The organism is Photobacterium atrarenae (assembly GCF_024380015.1).
In the GTDB taxonomy this organism is placed as follows: Bacteria; Pseudomonadota; Gammaproteobacteria; order Enterobacterales; family Vibrionaceae; genus Photobacterium; species Photobacterium atrarenae.
The window spans coordinates 466144-484889 of sequence record NZ_CP101508.1 but is presented as its reverse complement, the minus strand read 5'-3'; the positions used below and the strand labels follow the sequence as shown (position 1 = coordinate 484889).

19 protein-coding genes are annotated in these 18746 nt (G+C 56.1%); 5 read left to right on the top strand and 14 right to left on the bottom strand.

Annotated elements, in window-relative coordinates:
• From era to rpoE, 8 genes are all read right to left on the bottom strand, one after another.
• The gene (gene era / locus NNL38_RS02430) at positions 1–906 is read right to left on the bottom strand and encodes a GTPase Era (protein WP_255389469.1); all 906 of its coding nucleotides are present in this window, start codon (positions 904–906) and stop codon (positions 1–3) included.
• A complete protein-coding gene (gene rnc, locus NNL38_RS02425; RefSeq protein ID WP_255389467.1) occupies positions 903–1577 on the bottom strand; it encodes a ribonuclease III in 675 nt (224 codons plus the stop codon). Before rnc ends, era begins: the two co-directional genes overlap by 4 nt.
• Before the next feature lie 10 nt (positions 1578–1587).
• Entirely contained in the window at positions 1588–2487 is a 900-nt protein-coding gene (gene lepB, locus NNL38_RS02420; RefSeq protein ID WP_255389465.1) for a signal peptidase I, read from the bottom strand.
• 125 nt (positions 2488–2612) lie between these two features.
• On the bottom strand, positions 2613–4409 hold the full coding sequence (gene lepA, locus NNL38_RS02415; RefSeq protein WP_255389464.1) for a translation elongation factor 4: 1797 nt from the start codon (positions 4407–4409) through the stop codon (positions 2613–2615).
• A 78-nt stretch (positions 4410–4487) separates the two neighbouring features.
• Entirely contained in the window at positions 4488–4985 is a 498-nt protein-coding gene (locus NNL38_RS02410) for a SoxR reducing system RseC family protein (protein WP_255389463.1), read from the bottom strand.
• Positions 4982–5962, bottom strand: a complete 981-nt coding sequence (gene rseB, locus NNL38_RS02405) for a sigma-E factor regulatory protein RseB (RefSeq protein ID WP_255389462.1) — start codon at positions 5960–5962, stop codon at positions 4982–4984. The genes NNL38_RS02410 and rseB overlap by 4 nt, the downstream gene beginning before the upstream one ends.
• A 12-nt stretch (positions 5963–5974) precedes the next feature.
• Entirely contained in the window at positions 5975–6631 is a 657-nt protein-coding gene (locus tag NNL38_RS02400) for an RseA family anti-sigma factor (RefSeq protein WP_255389461.1), read from the bottom strand.
• Between the two features lie 25 nt (positions 6632–6656).
• Complete coding sequence (gene rpoE / locus NNL38_RS02395) at positions 6657–7235, bottom strand: RNA polymerase sigma factor RpoE (protein ID WP_255389460.1); 579 nt, start codon at positions 7233–7235, stop codon at positions 6657–6659.
• Between the two features lie 368 nt (positions 7236–7603).
• On the opposite strand from rpoE, the gene nadB reads away from it, so the two are divergent.
• Complete coding sequence (gene nadB / locus NNL38_RS02390; protein WP_255389459.1) at positions 7604–9223, top strand: L-aspartate oxidase; 1620 nt, start codon at positions 7604–7606, stop codon at positions 9221–9223.
• 109 nt (positions 9224–9332) lie between these two features.
• Here nadB and NNL38_RS02385 read toward each other — a convergent pair whose 3' ends face one another.
• From NNL38_RS02385 to NNL38_RS02375, 3 genes are all read right to left on the bottom strand, one after another.
• Entirely contained in the window at positions 9333–11162 is a 1830-nt protein-coding gene (locus NNL38_RS02385; RefSeq protein WP_255389458.1) for a methyl-accepting chemotaxis protein, read from the bottom strand.
• A gap of 210 nt (positions 11163–11372) precedes the next feature.
• On the bottom strand, positions 11373–11834 hold the full coding sequence (locus NNL38_RS02380; RefSeq protein ID WP_255389457.1) for a protein YgfX: 462 nt from the start codon (positions 11832–11834) through the stop codon (positions 11373–11375).
• Positions 11767–12027, bottom strand: a complete 261-nt coding sequence (locus NNL38_RS02375) for an FAD assembly factor SdhE (RefSeq protein ID WP_255389456.1) — start codon at positions 12025–12027, stop codon at positions 11767–11769. The genes NNL38_RS02380 and NNL38_RS02375 overlap by 68 nt, the downstream gene beginning before the upstream one ends.
• Before the next feature lie 391 nt (positions 12028–12418).
• Here NNL38_RS02375 and ygfZ point away from each other — a divergent pair, with 391 nt between their 5' ends.
• The 4 genes from ygfZ (at position 12419) to NNL38_RS02355 (ending at position 15601) form a co-directional block, all read left to right on the top strand.
• Positions 12419–13399, top strand: a complete 981-nt coding sequence (gene ygfZ, locus NNL38_RS02370) for a tRNA-modifying protein YgfZ (RefSeq protein ID WP_255389454.1) — start codon at positions 12419–12421, stop codon at positions 13397–13399.
• A 13-nt stretch (positions 13400–13412) separates the two neighbouring features.
• A complete protein-coding gene (locus tag NNL38_RS02365; protein ID WP_255389451.1) occupies positions 13413–13874 on the top strand; it encodes an aminoacyl-tRNA deacylase in 462 nt (153 codons plus the stop codon).
• Positions 13875–13887: 13 nt separating this feature from the next.
• Positions 13888–14838, top strand: coding sequence for a LysR substrate-binding domain-containing protein (locus NNL38_RS02360; RefSeq protein WP_255389448.1), 951 nt, complete (start codon positions 13888–13890; stop codon positions 14836–14838).
• A 556-nt stretch (positions 14839–15394) separates the two neighbouring features.
• Positions 15395–15601 carry a DUF1107 domain-containing protein gene (locus NNL38_RS02355; RefSeq protein WP_255389447.1) on the top strand — a complete coding sequence of 69 codons (207 nt, stop codon included), beginning with the start codon at positions 15395–15397 and terminating at the stop codon, positions 15599–15601.
• Positions 15602–15642: 41 nt separating this feature from the next.
• On the opposite strand, the gene gcvH is transcribed toward NNL38_RS02355, so the two are convergent.
• From gcvH to ubiH, 3 genes are all read right to left on the bottom strand, one after another.
• Positions 15643–16026, bottom strand: coding sequence for a glycine cleavage system protein GcvH (gene gcvH / locus NNL38_RS02350; protein ID WP_369414612.1), 384 nt, complete (start codon positions 16024–16026; stop codon positions 15643–15645).
• A 292-nt stretch (positions 16027–16318) separates the two neighbouring features.
• Entirely contained in the window at positions 16319–17533 is a 1215-nt protein-coding gene (locus tag NNL38_RS02345) for an FAD-dependent 2-octaprenylphenol hydroxylase (RefSeq protein ID WP_255389444.1), read from the bottom strand.
• Between the two features lie 2 nt (positions 17534–17535).
• On the bottom strand, positions 17536–18723 hold the full coding sequence (ubiH, locus tag NNL38_RS02340) for a 2-octaprenyl-6-methoxyphenyl hydroxylase (RefSeq protein ID WP_255389441.1): 1188 nt from the start codon (positions 18721–18723) through the stop codon (positions 17536–17538).
• Between the last annotated feature and the right edge of the window lie 23 nt (positions 18724–18746).

Below are 18746 nucleotides of genomic sequence, written 5' to 3'. Positions count from 1 at the left end.
TTACAGATCGTCGATATAGCCCAGGCTTCGCAGGGCGCGCTCGTCATCTGCCCAACCCGACTTCACTTTCACCCACAGCTCCAGGTAAACCTTACGCTCGAACAAATCTTCCATATCGATCCGCGCTTCGCGGCCAATGGTTTTGATCTTATCGCCGCCTTTGCCGATCACCATTTTCTTCTGACCCTTGCGCTCGACCAGGATCAGGCCGTTGATATCAAAACCGTCGGTATCAGGGTTGTAATCAAATCGCTCAATCTCCACCGTCACCGAGTACGGCAGCTCATCGCCGGTAAAACGCATCAGTTTTTCGCGGATGATCTCCGAGGCCATAAAGCGCTGCGAACGGTCCGTGACATACTCTTCCGGGAAGTAGTATTCCCCTTCCGGCAGGTGTTTACGGACAATTTTTTCGACCGCATCAACATTGGTGCCGTGCTTGGCAGACATCGGAACCACATCGACAAACTCCATCTTGCTCGCCAGTGCTTCCAGATGCGGGAACAGATCGTATTTCTCTTTGACGTTATCAACCTTGTTGACCAGCAACACAGTCGGCAACTGCGACTTGGCCAGCTTATTCAGCACCATCTCATCATCGGGTGTCCACAGGGTGCCGTCGACCAGGAACAATACCAGCTCCACGTCGGTCAGTGAGCTACTGGCCGCGCGGTTCATCAGGCGGTTGATGGTGCGTTTCTCTTCGATGTGCAGCCCCGGGGTGTCCACGTAGACCGCCTGGTAACCATCGCGGGTATCCACTCCCATAATCCGGTGACGGGTGGTCTGGGGTTTACGCGAGGTAATCGAGAGCTTCTGGCCGACCAAACGGTTCAGGAGCGTCGACTTGCCGACATTTGGCCGGCCGACAATGGCAATAAAGCCGCAATGTGTTTTGTCTGTCATGATTCCAACTGCTTAAGCGCAATTTCTGCTGCTGCCTGCTCTGCCTTGCGCCGACTGCCGCCTTTACCAACCACAGGCTTCTCCAGGCCTGCGACTTCACACTGTACGGTAAACTCCTGATTGTGAGCCTCACCGTGCACCTTAGTTACAGTATATGCAGGCAACGGCAAACGGCGCCCCTGCAGACACTCCTGAAGGCGAGTCTTGGGATCTTTCTGGTTAATCCCCGGTTTGATGGTTTCCAGGCGCGACTGGTACCAGCCCAGTACGATCTTACGCACGCTCTCAATGTCGCTGTCGAGGTAAATCGCCCCGATAATGGCTTCGACGCAGTCCGCCAGGATCGAATCACGGCGGAAGCCGCCGCTTTTCAGCTCCCCCGGGCCCAACAGCAAATGATCGCCCAGCTCGAACTCCCGGCCCAGCTCCGCCAGGGTTTTGCCCCGAACCAGGGTCGCGCGCATCCGGCTCATATCCCCTTCATCCACAGCCGGAAAGCGGTGGTAGAGATCGTCGGCAATCACGAAGCTCAGAATTGAATCGCCCAGAAATTCCAGGCGCTCGTTATGTGTACCATTGGCACTGCGGTGTGTCAGGGCCAAAGTCAGTAAATCAGTATTGTTAAATTGATAACCCAGCTTACGCTGCAGTTTATTAGCAGGAGACGTCATTTTTTCCCGATCAGTTTATGCCACCGATGCGACTGAATCGCACACCGGTAGGAATCCAAGATGGAAGTGCACTCTCAGCACTGCGTTCAAACTCAAAGCTGATCCAGATCCCGACCGCCTTACCCACCAAATTGGCTTCAGGCACAAATCCCCAATAACGGCTATCGGCACTGTTGTCGCGATTGTCACCCATGACGAAATACTGTCCTTGCGGCACCACCCATTCGCTGATCCCCGGACGCGGCTTGTAGTTCAAGACGCGGTCCCGCTTGAGCGGGTGGATCAGAATTTGGTGTTCTTGTTCGCCCAGTTGTTCATTGAACTGCACCAAACGGGTCATCCCCTGGCTGAAATCGCTGTCCGTCATATTGTCCAGCGGGACCGGAGTACATTCATTGCTGCCTTTCGGGGCCACACACAATTGTTTGTGAGCACTGTAGCGAACGGTATCACCCGGCAGGCCAACGACACGCTTGATATAGTCAATATTCGGTTGAGGCGGGAACTTGAACACCACAATATCGCCGCGCTCCGGCTCACCAGTTTCCACCAGCTTGTGTCGGAAAACCGGATCCCGCAGGCCATAGGCGTATTTCTCAACCAGGATGAAATCTCCCACCAACAGCGTCGGCATCATTGAGCCGGATGGGATCTGGAACGGCTCATAAATAAATGAGCGAAATACCATAATGAGCGCAATCACCGGAAACAGCGAACTGGTCGATTCGACCCAGCTCGGTTGCGGTGCTACGGCTTGTAGGGTTTTAGCATCGACTTGATCGCCGGCATTTAAGGCGGCGGCATCAATCTTCATTTGACGTTTCGGCGCCCAGAAAAATTTCTCCAGTACCCAAATGATCCCGGTGACCAGCGTGGCCAGCACCAGAATAAGCGAAAAAGTATTTGCCATTTTAATCCCTAATAAATGTAACAGTGCAGCAAGCGAACTTGCTGCACTGCTCAGTGGTTATTGCCGCGTGAACCCGGTAATCAAGCGATCCCCCAAGGAACCGGCAACAGCCATGAGTTTCGTTGTTACTTATCTTTACCCACATGCAGAATTGCCAGGAAGGCTTCCTGAGGCAGCTCGACGTTACCGATCTGCTTCATCCGTTTCTTACCTTCTTTCTGCTTCTGCAGCAGCTTTTTCTTACGACTCACGTCACCGCCGTAACACTTGGCGATTACGTTCTTGCGTAACTGTTTCACCGTTGAGCGAGCAATGATGTGGTTGCCAATCGCTGCCTGGATCGCGATGTCGAACATCTGGCGAGGGATGAACTCTTTCATTTTCTCAACCAGATCACGCCCCCGGTACTGGGCGTTATCCTTGTGTGTGATAATCGCCAGAGCATCGACCCGATCACCATTGAGCAGGATATCGACCCGAACCATATCTGACTCCTGGTAGCGCTGGAAGTTGTAATCCAGTGACGCATAGCCACGCGAGGTGGATTTCAGGCGATCGAAGAAGTCCAGCACCACTTCCGACATCGGAATGTCGTAAGTCAGGGCCACCTGGTTGCCGTGGTAGACCATGTCGACCTGCACACCGCGCTTCTCCACACACAGGGTGATAACGTTACCCAGGTAGTCACTCGGGACCAGGATATTACAGCGGGCAATCGGCTCACCAACAACCTCAATATCGTTGACCGCCGGCAGCTTGGCCGGGCTGTCGACATACACCATGGTGCCGTCGGTCTTCTTCACCTCATACACAACCGTCGGCGCCGTGGTGATCAGATCCAGATCGTATTCGCGCTCCAGGCGCTCCTGGATGATTTCCATGTGCAGCATGCCCAGGAAACCACAACGGAAACCAAAGCCCAGGGCCGCGGAGCTTTCCGGCTCATAGAACAGCGAGGCGTCGTTCAGACTCAGCTTGCCCAGCGCATCCCGGAAGTTCTCGTAATCATCAGAAGAGACAGGGAACAGGCCGGCATAAACCTGCGGTTTCACTTTCTGGAAACCCGGCAACGCCTCGGTACAACCGTTTTTCGCGTGGGTCAGGGTATCCCCCACCGGGGCGCCCAGGATGTCTTTGATACCACAAACCACCCAGCCCACTTCACCGGTTTTGAGAACGCCGGTGTCAACTTGCTTCGGCGTGAAGATACCCAGGCGATCCACGCCCCAGACCTGACCGGTGCTCATCACCTTGATTTTGTCATTTTTCTTCAGCTCACCGTTCTTGATCCGCACCAGCGACACCACGCCGAGGTAGTTATCGAACCAGGAATCGATGATCAGCGCCTGCAACGGCGCGTCCGGATCACCTTCCGGTGCCGGGATAGCGCTGACAATATTCTCCAACACATCTTCGACACCCAGGCCGGTCTTCGCCGAGCAACGGGTCGCTTCCAGGGCGTCGATACCAACGATTTCTTCAATTTCTTCCGCAACTCGCTCAGGATCGGCAGCTGGCAGGTCGATTTTGTTCAAAATCGGCACCACTTCCAGATCCATTTCGATCGCGGTGTAACAGTTGGCCAGCGTCTGGGCTTCAACCCCCTGACCGGCATCCACCACCAGCAGCGCCCCTTCACAGGCGGCCAGAGAGCGGGAAACTTCATAAGAGAAGTCAACGTGTCCCGGAGTGTCGATAAAGTTCAGCTGGTAAGTTTCACCATCTTTCGCCTGATAGTCGAGCGTCACGCTCTGGGCTTTGATAGTGATACCGCGCTCGCGCTCAAGGTCCATGGAGTCCAGCACCTGGGCTGCCATTTCACGATCGGAAAGGCCACCACAGACTTGGATCAGGCGGTCAGATAACGTCGACTTACCATGGTCGATGTGTGCAATAATCGAAAAGTTACGAATGTGCTTCATGAATTGGCGTGACTAACTCGTGATTAAAAATGAATGGGATCTACAGATCAATTTGGCCGATTCTACCCAATTTCACCGCTAGCTGCTATCTTTCGGTGCGGCATTTATCAATTGCGTTGCCGCAAGTGGGCTGCCTAACACCCGAATCAGGCTGGGTTTATAGGCTGTCTGATGTTCCAGTCGCCTGGCCAGCCGACGTGCCAGCAGCAGCCCGGCCCCGGCACTGAGCGCCGCGGTCAGGATCACCGCCGGCTCACCGCCGCCCGCCAGATCGACAAACCACCACTGGCCGACAACAGCGCCCAGAATCAAGCATAGCAGAGGCAGCACGTAGACTAAGAGGGCTGAATTGAGCATGCTTTGTTCGGGCAGACCAATTTCCACCACCTCGCCGACACGGACAGGCTCGCGGGTAGGAATATCGATCTGGTGGCTGCGTCCCGGCACTGCCTTGCTGACAATCCCGGTCCCGCAGCTGTCGCGAGAGGCACAGTGCCCGCAGCTGGTTTCCTGCTGGCAGCTGACGGTGATCCGGCCGGGTGCGACAGACACCACGGTCGCCAGTGAGCGCATCATGGTTGATCACCCTTGTTGTTCGCCGCCGTAAACGCCACTGATTCGGCAACCCGGCGGGCGGTAGCTGGCGGGATATCCCCCACCACCGTCACTTCTTTGCCCTTGGCCAGGTAGCTGTGCAGCGTCCGGCGTCCCTGGCGCACCAGCTGCTCACGGACCGTGTACTGATCCGCCGCGGCAACATAAATCGAAAAGCTGAACAAGCCGTCGCTGAACATTTTGCTCTCGACCGGGCGCTCGGTCATCATCAGCCGGTGACGATTATGCGACACCGTCTCGAACCCCTGCGGCAGCCACTTCACCTGCCAGCCCAGCTCAACCTGCGGCTGGGGCGGCAACTGTACCACCGCCGGTAACTCAATGTTTTTGAGGCTTTGCAGCACTTCCCCGACTTTCGGGTTCACCACATAAGACACCGCCCGGTATTGCTCCAGCGGCTCGCCGTCACGATCGAGCAAATCAGCCCGCATCACCAGCTTGCTCCGGGTATCGACCCACAACAGGTAGGAATAACGCGCCCCGTCTTTCGGCGCGACCCGCACCACATCACAACCGACCCCGGCTTCCCGGGCCCGGCCCATAGAAATGAAGTCATAATACTTCGCCAGGGCGGTGATATCGGATCTCATGATTGGCGGCAGCGGCGCCACCATCTTGTTGCTGTGGATGGTGAACGGATCCAGTCCCGGCTCAAAATAACTGACTTCGCTGCCGCGCTGGATCACTTCCCGCGGCGGCCCGCTCAGGTAAACCAGGTGCGCAAACGTCTCACCATTTTCCAAGCTATGGCGATAACGCAGCGGCTCAATACTATTTTTCTTGATGAGTATATACGACAGCTCATAACTGAGCTCGCGGCTAGCCTCGTCCATTTGATGTAACAAAGCCTCTGCCGAAGAAGCTGTTTCTTCAGCAGAGGCTTGCCATGGCATCAACAGGCTGACCAGTGTCAACGCACCGACCAGAATTTTTCTCATTTATCCGCCAGTTTAATGTTGTTCAAGCAAGGCTCTGTCAATACTGCCATCTTCAGCGTTTAAACGCAGTTGGAGTTCATAGTCCTGAAGCATGGCATTAATCCGTCGGCGTTGCTCCATCACTTGTGCTTCACTCGGCGCGGCATGATGGTTACTGCTCCGCACGGAGTCCCGGGTCAGACTAACAGGTTCGGCAACGCCGGCAAAAGGGATGGTCTGCAATACCGGAACTTGAGATTCTTCTGAAGAAACCATCAGGGTTTCCTCACCACCATTATATTGTTGCACCCCAACAATCACCGCCAGCGAAACACTGGCTGCGACCGCCACCTGACCCAATTGGGTCAGCCAGGCCGGTAAGGTGCGCTTGGCCTGCTGCGGGGACGGCTGGGCCTGGGCCTGTTCACGGACAGTTGCCAGATCTACCACAGGCGCAGGTTCGGTTTCAACCGGGCCTTGGTGTGCCGGTTCATCTTCGAGTGCCATCGCAACCCGGGCGGTAATATCCCAGTCCGGATTCTGGGGCGCTTCCCCTCGCATCACATCCCCGATCAGAGAATAATGCTGCCAGCTCTCCCGGCAGTCATCATCTGCGGCCAGCGCATTGATGATGCTCTGATCGAGCTCTTCACCATCGAGTAGTGCCGAAATCTTTTGCTTATCAGCCATGTTTGTTCACCGTTTGGCTTAACATTTAACGCTGCATCAGAGGGCGAATTCGTTTTTCAACAGCCTCTCGTGCACGGAAAATACGTGATCGCACTGTACCGACAGGACAACCCATTACCTCAGCAATTTCCTCATAGCTGAGTCCTTCCAACTCACGTAAGGTAATTGCTGTTTTCAGATCATCCGGTAACGCTTCAATGGTACTGAAAACAACCCGCTTTAATTCGTCAGACAACATTTGGTTCTCAGGGTTCGATATTTCTTTCAGCGCATTGCCGCTTTCGAAATATTCGGCCTCTTCCGCATCAACATCGGATGCCGGCGGACGCCGCCCCTGAGCCACCAGGTAATTTTTTGCCGTATTCACGGCAATCCGGTACAGCCAAGTATAAAACGCACTTTCACCGCGAAACGTCGGCAGGGCACGGTAAGCTTTGATAAAAGCCTCTTGAGCAACATCCGGCACATCACCAGAGTTACTCACATACCGAGCTACCAGACTACATACCTTGTTCTGGTATTTCGCAACAAGCAGGTTAAATGCCTGCTTGTCTCCTCGCTGTACCCGCTCTACTAGGACCTGATCAGTTTGCTGCTCGCTCATTCGAGCGTGTACTCCTATATCTGTCTTTCACTCGGATTTCCTGCACCTGCCGCAAGTCTCCACCGACGCGCAATGCCACAGGCATTGCGCCGGGCCCACTGTTCAAAGCCCAGGCAAAACAGGCATCTATGAAATAAATGAGCATGAGCACTTATTCAGACTCAATGCGCCAAACAAAGTTCCCGCCATCAACATTATTTCTGCTTCACAATGCACGATTTCTGATTACTGAGAAAACTGTATTGCAATTAGGTTAACGGACGATTATACCTCGTCAAGATATGAAGTGGTTAACCCGCAGTCAAAAATGAACAAATGAGACGGATTTTGCTACCATAGCGTCACTACCACAGGGATATGATATTGATATGAACGAGAATCGTGAACATCTGTGCGACGTGTTAGTCATCGGCAGCGGCGCGGCCGGACTGTCATTGGCACTGCGACTGGCACCGCTAGGGAAAGTGATTGTCCTGAGTAAAGGCCCGCGCAGTGAAGGCGCGACCTATTATGCCCAAGGCGGGATTGCCGCCGTCTTTGACGAGTCGGACAGCATCGAATCCCACGTCCAGGATACCCAAATTGCCGGGGCCGAACTATGTGACGAAAGCGTAGTGCGCTTTATTGCCGAGAATGCCAAAGACTGCGTGCAATGGCTGATCGACGGCGGCGTCCCGTTCGACCGTGAAGAAAGCGACAGCGACGATGCCCCGCGCTATCACCTGACCCGCGAGGGCGGCCATAGCCACCGCCGGATCCTGCATGCGGCGGATGCCACGGGGATGGCGGTTCAGAACGCCCTTCAGGAAAATGTCCACAACCACCCCAATATCGAGGTGCTGGAGCGGCACAATGCCCTGGATTTGATCACCCATCAGAAGCTCGGCAACACCGGACAGCCTAACCGGGTGCTGGGCGCTTATATCTGGAACCGGAACCAGGAAGTGGTCGAAACAGTACGCGCCAAATTTGTCGTGCTGGCGACCGGTGGTGCCTCCAAGGTCTACCAGTACACCTCCAACCCCGATGTCTCTTCCGGTGACGGCATTGCGATGGCCTGGCGCGCCGGGTGCCGGGTTGCCAACCTGGAGTTTAACCAGTTCCACCCGACCTGCCTGTTCCACCCGGAAGCGCGTAACTTTCTGCTGACCGAAGCCCTGCGTGGTGAAGGCGCCTATCTGCGGCGCCCTGACGGCAGCCGCTTTATGCCGGATTTCGACAAGCGGGCCGAGCTGGCGCCGCGGGATGTGGTGGCCCGGGCCATTGACTATGAGATGAAACGCCTCGGGGCAGATTGCATGTATCTGGATATCAGCCATAAGCCGGCGGACTTTATCCAGAAGCACTTCCCGACGATCCATGAAAAGCTTCTCACCTACGGCATTGATATCACAAGCGAGCCGATCCCGATTGTTCCGGCCGCCCACTATACCTGCGGCGGAGTGATCGTCGACAAAGAAGGCCGCACCGATCTGGACGGGCTGTATGCGATTGGCGAAGTCAGCTATACCGGCCTGCACGGCGCCAACCGCATGGCCTCGAACTCGCTGCTCGAGTGTGTGGTTTATGCCTGGGCGGCAGCGGAGAGTATCACCCAGGCGCTGGACCACGTCAGCCTGCCTGAGAGTCTGCCGGACTGGGATGAGAGCCAGGTCAGCAACTCGGACGAAGAGGTTGTGATCCAGCACAACTGGCATGAACTGCGACTCTTTATGTGGGACTATGTCGGTATTGTCCGGACCACCAAGCGCCTGGAACGCGCGATGCGGCGGATCCAACTGCTGCAGGAAGAGGTCAACGAGTATTACGGCAACTTCCGGGTTTCCAACAACTTGCTGGAACTCCGTAACCTACTGCAGGTAGCCGAGCTGATTGTCCGCTGCGCGCTGGAACGCAAGGAAAGCCGCGGGTTGCACTACACCCTGGATTACCCGAACCAGCTTGATACCCTTCAGCCGACTATCCTCACGCCGGATCAGCCGTGCTGACACTTCAAGCCAAGAAGCGATGAATGGGCACAGCCCCCCAATAAACAAGCGAGCGGGATCCCCGCTCGCTTTTTCGTTTACTCAGAAAGCCTGACGCTCATAGTTAGATTCATACCTTAAAGGCCGCAATCGACTGATCCAAAGATGATGCCTGGCTGGCAACGGCATTGGCCGCCTGGGCATTTTCATGTGCCACCGCAGAGTTCTGATCGGTAATATCCCGGATCGAGGTAACATTGCGGCCAATTTCTTCCGACACCAGACTCTGCTGCTCAACTGCCGCTGCAATCTGGGTGCTGGTATCCATAATCAACTGCATGTCGGCCATGATCTGGCTAATTTTCTCCTCAGCACTATCCGCCTGATGCACACTTTGCTCGCCCTGCTCCTGGCAGCGGCCGATATGGCTCACCACCTGACCGGTCTGCGCCTGGAGCGAGGCGATAATGGTGCTGATCTCCTCAGTAGACTGGCGGGTCCGCAGCGCCAGCGAACGCACTTCATCAGCCACCACGGCAAACCCCCGGCCCTGCTCCCCGGCACGCGCCGCTTCAATCGCCGCGTTGAGCGCCAGCAGATTGGTCTGCTCCGCAATCTCTTTAATCACGTCGAGCACCGAGCCGATACTGCCCGACAAGCCCGACAGGCTGGAGACTTCCTCACCGGCCAGTGCCAGCCCTTCCGCCAGGGAGCGAATCCGAGCTTTGGTCGCGCTGACCTCGTTCAGCCCGGCTTCCGCCCCCTGGTACCCCTGCTCGGCATTCCCGGCGGCGTTCTCGGTATTTGAGGCGATTTCCCGGATAGTCACCCCCATCTCGGTAATGGCGGTGGCGACAGAGTCAGTTTCGCTCTGCTGCCGCGCCATCGCCGCTTCCGATGCCTGGCTCCGGTGCTGCAGCTGGGTAGACGCCGCCCCCAGTTCGTTCACGGCGTGATGCACATTACCGACCAGGTAGCGCAAGCTCGCCAACAGCCCGTTAAAGTTCACAGCCATCTCAGCCAGCTCGTCTTTACCGGTTTCATCGGCCTTACAGGTCAAGTCATGGCTTTCCGCAATCGTGGCCATCAACTGGCTCAGATTTTTCACCCGACGCTGGATCGACTGGCTGATCAACCAGGAAATGCCCACCAGCAACGCCACAACCACCAACACGGCCACCACCGTAAGCTGATTCACCAGTCGGTATTCTGCGGCGACCTGAGCTTCGAGCTGCTCAACCATTTCGCCGAACACCGCCTCCACCTGATGGGACTGGCCGCGGATCTCACCGCGCAAGCCTTGGTTGTGACTCAGGCCGATGGTCTGCTTCTGGGTAACGATCCGGGCAAAAGCCTGCTCAAACTGGCTGAACTGGTGCCCAAAGTCTGCCTGCAGCAATGCAGCGTAACGGGTCAGCCCCGCCTGATAAGCATCAAGATAAGCCTGATCCCCGGTGATCAGAAAGAGTTTCGCCGCCTCATCCAGGCTAAAGACCGCCAGAATATCCCGCTGCTGTTCGCTCGCTGCATGGATCAGTTGCTCCGATGCCGCCATGAAACTGCCGGCAAGCCCATCGGCTGGCGTCAGGCCAAGCTGCTGATACCCTTGGATCAACATCATCATGCCCTGCTGGTAGTTCCCCATCACGCTGGGTAATGATTCCAGGCTCGGAATCGTGATCGACAAACTGTGTAGATCCTGATTGAGCGTCTTCATCTGAGTTTGAAAACGCTGATAGTTATCCTGAAACTTTTTCTGATATTTCAGATCCATCCGCATCAGAAAGTCTTTTTCATTACGACGCAGGTTCAGCAAGGTGACTTCCAATTGCGCCACCTGGGCCACTGAGTCATTAATCATCATGACCCGCTTGTTGGCCAATTGACTCATCCCCAGGACAGCCACCAACGCCGTGACGGCCAAGACGGTCAATCCGATTAACTTATACTTAATTTTCATTTCCACTACTTCCTGCCTAACTGTGTCCCCTAGGCATGGGCGTCACCCGACAATCTAAGGTGAAACTTCAGATGTTTCTTTATCGCCCGACAGATGCAAAACTTTAGAAAAATCGCCTAAGAACGACACGCTAAACCGGTCAAGTACGGTACAATATGTTGCACGGATACCATATTCATATAATTAAAACTATAAGTTCAAGATGGATATTTACTTTACTCTCTTCGTGCTATGGCATATCAAAGACAAGGCTCGATACCCGGAAACCTCACAGGCATCATGGCAGATCAATAACCAGTGCCGTCGGGTCACCTGATGTAGCTCGATCAGAATAAAGTACCGGGTCTGGATTTTGACTCGGTTCACACGCCACCATGATTGCTGCCAGCAGACACGATTCGGCGCTTTCAGGATCAGACGGCCCTGATGGCGAAGAATGAAATGATACTGGCCCAGCCACTCGTGCCAGAGTAACTCGCAACCAATCAGCAACAGAGGAAAGGGGAAAACACCACGGCCCCAGGCGAGCAGCAGGAAAGCTGCCGCACCGGCGTAAAATATCGTCAGTGCGGCAACAGAAAGTCGGGAAGGGGAAACCTCAAAATCAGCGAAGCTTGCTGTTGTTGTGAGCGACAATGCGATCCACCATGGCGGCATGAGCTGGGTTGTCACTGCGACCATGCTCCATCACCCAGGTAAAGAGATCCGGATCATCACAGCGCAGCAGCGAAATAAAATCCTGTTGCTCCTGCTCGTTTAGCTCATCAAAGCACTCTTCGAAAAACGGCATGATAATCACATCCAACTCCAGCATCCCACGACGGCATGCCCATTTCACCCGTGCTTTTTCTTCTGCACTCAACATATCAACCTCAATGTACTTACACCAAGCGGCCTGGCGCTCCACAGTGATTCGGGGCTGCCAGCAGCGCTCATCTGACTCCAGGAACCACAATATTATCAGCCGTGACCGGGCTCGCCTATGCACAGACAAAAGCAAAACATCAAGATGAGAGCTAGCACCAGTTTATCCCGACACCACCCGCCATGGCACCATGTTTGACGCCGTTATTGTCAGTTTTCCCGTTCTCTTCAGCACGCTATCTCCAATACCCTATCAGATGAATCAAGTATTTGGGCTGACAAACCGATGCTTGCGATTTAACATAGCAAGTAACCCTGAAATTCACCCATTGTAACGTGCCGCTCGCCTCAGCGATGGAGCCCGGCAAGTTACCGCACATCATGGAAATCCTATGAGCACCTGGTCAAATGTTCTGAACTTCAACAAGATAGCCTTAACTGAACAAGATAACCTGCCGGCGCTGGCGCTGGTCGACCTCGCCGGCTGGGGCCTGATCACTCTGGTGGGCGACGACAAGAAATCCTACCTGCAAGGGCAGGTCACCTGTGACGTGGTCTCACTGGCGCAGGATCAATCCACCCTTGGTGCCCACTGTGATGCCAAAGGGAAGATGCGCACCGTCTTTCGCCTGTTCCACCATCGTGAGGGCTACGGCTTCTTCCAGCGCCAAAGCGTGATGGCGACCCAATTACCGGAGCTGAAGAAATATGCCATTTTCTCCAAGGTAGATATCGAGCAAAGTGACGAGATCCTGCTGGGCCTGACCGGCCAAGACGCCAGCGCTATGATCGATCAGGTTTTCGGCGGCGAAGGCGAGGTGCGTGCCATTGAGGGCGGCACCGCTGTGAACATTGATGCCGAGCGCTGGCTACTGGTGCTCAGCACGGAGCACGCTGAAACCGTTGCCGGCAAACTGGCGGCGGACGCTGTGCTGTCTGACAGCACCCTGTGGGATCTGTACGATATCCGCCGCGCGATCCCGCGGGTCGATGCCGCCACCGAGCTCGAGTTTATCCCGCAGGCGATGAATCTGCAGGCCCTGGATGCGATCAGCTTTACCAAGGGCTGCTATACCGGCCAGGAAACTGTGGCCCGGGCCAAATACCGCGGGATCAACAAGCGCGCGATGTATATCGTCAGCGGCCCGTCCGAGCAGTGCCCGCAGGCCGGTGACGCACTGGAGCGCAGCGTCGGCGACAACTGGCGCAAAGGCGGCACCATCATTGCCGGTTACCAGTTTGCCGACGGTCAGGCAATCGCCCTGGTCGGCCTGCCGAACGATCTCGATGAAGACAGCCAGTTCCGCTTAGCCGGGCACGAGGCGATCTGGCACAAGCAGCCGCTGCCGTACACGCTGGACGAAGACAAGTAACAGGCCGCTACGCATGCAAACCCCTGTCACTTTTCTATTGCAGCAGGAAGGCGTTGACTACCGGCTCCTTCCCCACAGTAAGCCGGTCAGAACCATTGAAGAAGCCGCCCTGGAGCGTGGTGTCGCCCCAGAGCTGATGGTTAAATCCATTTTGCTGCGGGATATGAGCGGCTTTCATGTGCTGGCGTGCGTCCCGGGGCCGGCCCAGGTCGATCCGAAAAAAGTCCGGGCCCTGTTTGGCTGCCGCCGGATGACTTGCGCCGATGCCCGTGATGTCGAGGAGGTGACCGGGCTGCGGATCGGGACCGTGGCCCCGATCGGCCTGAAAACCCCGATGCCGGTTATTTTTGACCACGCGATCCGACAATTTTCAACCGTCAATATCAGCAGCGGCGATCGGATGGCGGGGATCGAACTCAGCATGGAGGATCTCCAGCTACTGTGCGATCCCCTGTTTGCCGATATCTGCCGCTAGGGAGAGGAAAAGCGTGGAGTCAATCAACTGGCGCGGGGTCGACCTGAACCTGCTTATCGCCTTTGCCGCTTTGATGGAAACCCGCAGCGTCACCAAAGCCGCGGAAAAACTCTCCATTGGCCAGTCGGCGATGAGCCACAACCTGTCCCGATTGCGAACGCTGATCAACGATCCACTGTTCGAACGCCGTGGCCATCATATGGTGGCCACCGACAAGGCCAAAGAACTGGCGCCGGTGATTGAGCAGGTGCTCCAGTTGATCACGTCCGAGATCCTGCAACCCAAAGCCTTCAACCCCGAAGCAGATCGGAGTACCATCCGGATCGGTCTAACCGACTACGCCGAACTGCTGTTCGCCCCGGTGCTGTTCGATGCGATCCTCAGCCAGGCTCCAAACTGCCAATTAAGCTTCCATAAGGTGGATCGCCACAATTATCAGGCGATGATGGAGGATCAGGACATTGATTTGGTGATCGGCTCAATGAACCAGCTCCCCCGGGAACTCGACGGCCAGTACCTGTATACGGAAGATCATGTGTGCCTGTTTGACAGCCAGGCGACCGGCCTGAGCGCCCCGATCGATCTGGCACGCTATATCCAGACCCCCCAGGCCTTAGTCACCCCTGACGGTAAGCTGGCCAGCGCGGTCGACCAGCAGCTCCGGGCGCAGGGGGTTTCACGCCACGTCGCCGTCGGCTCCGGCAACTTCCTCACCATCCGCCACCTGCTGAGCGGGCGCAATCTGCTGTGCGTGGTCTCCACCCTAATGGCCCGGATCACCCTTTTCAATGACGACCTGACCCAGTGTCCGCCGCCGGTGTCCATCCCGGATTTTGATATCAGGATGATCTGGCGCAAGCGCAATGCCAGCCACCCCCGCCTGACTTGGTTACGGCAGTGTGTTGGGCAAACCGTTAAAAACCAGGTGACGCATCTGCGTCAACAGCCCCCTCCTGAAACGTAAGACTTTCGGGCACCGAATCAGCAAGCTAGCCAGGGCTCAGGATGTGTGATGGTCGCGGCTGCCAGCCTCCCAGGCGAGGCAGTCTGCCATTGAAATGCGCCCCGCATCCCCCATTGTAGCGACTGTCGGGTTTGATCTGGCTCAGAAAACCGATAAAACTCTGACAACTCAGACCAGAGCGCCGATTTAGCACAAACCCCTATTCGCTGACCCGAATTTTACAATTTATCACTACAACATCGGGTATGCTCAGCCCGGATAAACCACAACAGATCGCGTTCCTGCCCCGTTTCGTGCCGCTAAGATCATAAAAAATCGAAAAATATTGAATATTTTTCACGGGCCGCCCGCTGTTCGTGCCACATCCCACCGAGCAAGCACCGTCAACGCATCAGAATATTATTCTGAACCAGACGCAGTAGCACAAAAAATTACTCCATAATGACCAATTTAACATTATTATTATGCTGTAAGTGTCACAAAAGTTTCATAGCCGATCCGATATAATCAGCGCTGTCAAAAACAAAGATTCACAAACCAGACAAGGTTGGCTTTTATGCGCATGTTCAAACGCTACGTGCCCAAACTGATTGCAAAACACGTTAGCCGTTTATTTAGTGGAAGGATCTACATCGACGGTCGCGGCGGCTATGAATTTAATAACGGCATACTTCTGGTGCCGGTCAAAGCCCAACAGCGCCACTTTCAGACCGTCAATGAAGTGAATCAGGAGATTAAGCGAATGAAAGACCATACGGCCTGAACACCCGGCTTGAATGAGGAAGCCCAAGCGGGCTTTCTCTGCTATTCCGACTCATCAACCAGATCCAGGTAGTTATCCGCATCCAGCAGATCTGCAACTTCGCTTTCATCTTCGGCCTTAATCTGAAACAACCACCCATCCCCATACGGATCGGTATTGACCAACTCCGGTGAACTCTCCAGCTCTTCATTCACAGCAACCACATAGCCAGTCAGCGGGGCATAAATGTCCGATGCTGCTTTGACCGATTCTGCCACCGCACAATCCTCACCGGCTTCCGTCGCCGCGTCCACTTCCGGCAACTCGACGAACACCATGTCTCCGAGCATCGACTGGGCATGATCGGTAATGCCGATGGTATAGACACCATCGCCTTCGGGACGGACCCATTCATGGGTATTGGTAAACTTCAATTCAGAGGGAATATAGCTCATCGTCAAACTTCCTTATGAAAGCCTGCCTCTCGCCCTTCATTTCAGTCATGCGATGAAGCAGATACGGTTAAAACATCGTCAAGCTTCTCAACGGACATGGCAGCCGCCAGACGTTCGTTATTTACTGTAGGAGATAAACCAAGAGGTACGCAAAAAAATCATAACATCCGCTCAGATCCGGCCGCTTTCCTTCGCCTTGCCTTGTGGATCCCGGCGCTAAAAACAGAAAAACCGCCAACAGGCGGTTTTTCTCTCACAAGACTATACGGCATCACGCGAACACTTAACGCGTGTAACGGGCCAGGTCCGGTAATTCGCCGCTCAGCCCCAGGGCGCGGCGCATAAATTCATCTTTAACACCCGGCGCCTTATCAGCCAGCAGCATGCCCAGATCCCGGAACAATTTTTTCGCCGGGTGGCTGCCGGCAAACAGCTCACGAAACGCCTGCATCGCTGTGATCATCTTGGCCGCTTCTGCCTTGCGCCAGCGCTCGTAGTGGCGCAGGTGGGCTTTGTGGCCAAGGTCGAGGTCCTGCTGCCACAGGGCTTTGAGCTCCTGAGCCAGGCTGGCGGCATCAAGCAAGCCGAGGTTCACGCCCTGCCCGGCCAGCGGGTGGATGGTGTGGGCCGCATCGCCCACCAGCGCCACACGCTCGCGGACAAAATCACGGGCATAGCGCATCTTGAGCGGAAATGCCTGCCGCGCGCCCTCCACCCGGCACAAGCCCAGGCGGTGATCAAAGGCGCTGGTAAGTTCCTTGTTAAATGCCTCGTCAGATAAAGCGACCAGGCGCTCGGCCTCTTCTGGGGGCACCGACCAGACAATCGAGCACAAGTCGCTGTCCGGCAGTGGCAAAAACGCCAGCGGGCCTTGCGGACGGAAGATCTGGCGGGCCGTCATCCCGTGTGGTTCGGCACAGCGGATATTGGCCACTACAGCGCTATGACCATAATCCCAGTGGGTCAGCGGAATGTCCAGTTGCCGGCGCAACCAGGAGTTGGCCCCGTCGGCCCCGACCACCAGTTTAGCGGTCAGGCTTTTGCCGGATGCCAGGCTCAGCCAGGCTTCGCTTTCGCCAAAAGCAATACTCTGGCACTGCTCCGGCGCCAGCAGGGTCACATTGGGCAACTGGGCAACCCGCTCCAGCAACGCCAGCTGGATCACCCGGTTTTCGACAATATGTCCCAGATTCGGCTGGGCCAGGCGCCCGGCCTCAAACGCAATCGCCGCAAAGCTGTCCTGCTCCCAGACCTGCATCTTGTCATACGGACTCAGGCGACGTGCTTCGATCCCTTCCCAGGCCCCGACCCGACGTAAAATTCGTTCACTGGCCCGGCTCAGGGCTGAGACACGGATATCCGGCAGGGGACCCAGTTCTTGTTCCGGCAACCGGCCCTCCACCACCGCGACCCGTAATTCGGTCTCTGCCAGGGCTGCAGCCAGCGTCAGGCCCACCATACCACCGCCAATAATGGCAACATCTACACTTTGCATCATTATTATCTTTCTACCTGCCTCATTGCCCGCCGAACCAGCGGTGTTTTGATTGTATCGAGCATGCTCATTGCCATCAGGCCGCTATTGCGCCCAACCACGAAGGGAAAGCTGGTATTGGCAAACAAACTGACCAGCCCGGAAGTCAGAGTCATCGTCGCTTCCCGATCCGGCTGTCGGCGCTGACGGTAACGACTCAACACCGCGACACTGCCCGGATCGTCGCCCCGGCTCAGCCCCTGAACCACTTCCTCGGCCAGAGTCATCACATCGCGCAAGCCAAGGTTAAAGCCCTGACCGGCGATCGGGTGCAGGGTCTGGGCAGCATTGCCGACCACCGCTACCCGGTGTGACGTCAGTCGCTGCGCCTGACGCAGCAGCAGCGGATATGCACAGCGGGCCCCGGTTTTCACCAGCTGCCCCAGTCGCCAGCCGAACGCGTTTTGCAGCGCCGACAGAAACGCATCATCATTCCAGCTCAGCACTTTTTGCTGATCTTCCGGCCGGATGCACCACACCAGCGAGCTGCGCCCTTCCGACATCGGCAGCAGCGCAACCGGACCGCTCGGGGTAAAGCGTTCAAAGGCGCGGCCCTGATGCGGCTCAGCAGTCGTAATATTGGCAATGATCGCCACCTGATCAAAATCCTGCTCCTGGCGTCCGATCTTGAGCATCTCGCAGCAGGCAGACAAAGCGCCGTCCGCCGCCACCAGCAATTTGCCCCGGATCATCTCGCCCTGATCCAGGGTCAGGGTGATCCCGTCCAGCTTTCGCTCGATCCCGGTGATCGTCGCCGGACACAGCAGATCAACCTGCGCCAGCGCCGCCAGACGCTGGTGAAACAGGGCGCCGGCATCGGCCAGCTCGATCACATAGCCCAGGGCATCGACCGCCTGCGCACCGGCATCGATATGCACCATGCCGGCATGGCCCTGATCCGACACATGGATATGCGAAATCGGGGTGGCCAGCTCAGCCAACGGCTGCCAAACGCCGATCTGCCCGAGGATCTCTGCCGATCCCAGCGACAGCGCAATACTGCGGGCATCATAGCCCGGGTGCTGATCCAAACGCGGTGCCACGGCTTCCACCACAGCAATGCGCAGCTGCCCTTTGCCCAGTTTGTCCAGCGCCATGGCCAGGGTCGCCCCCGCCATGGCGCCACCGGCAATGATCACATCATACTGCTTCACATCCAGTCCCCATGTGTTAATGA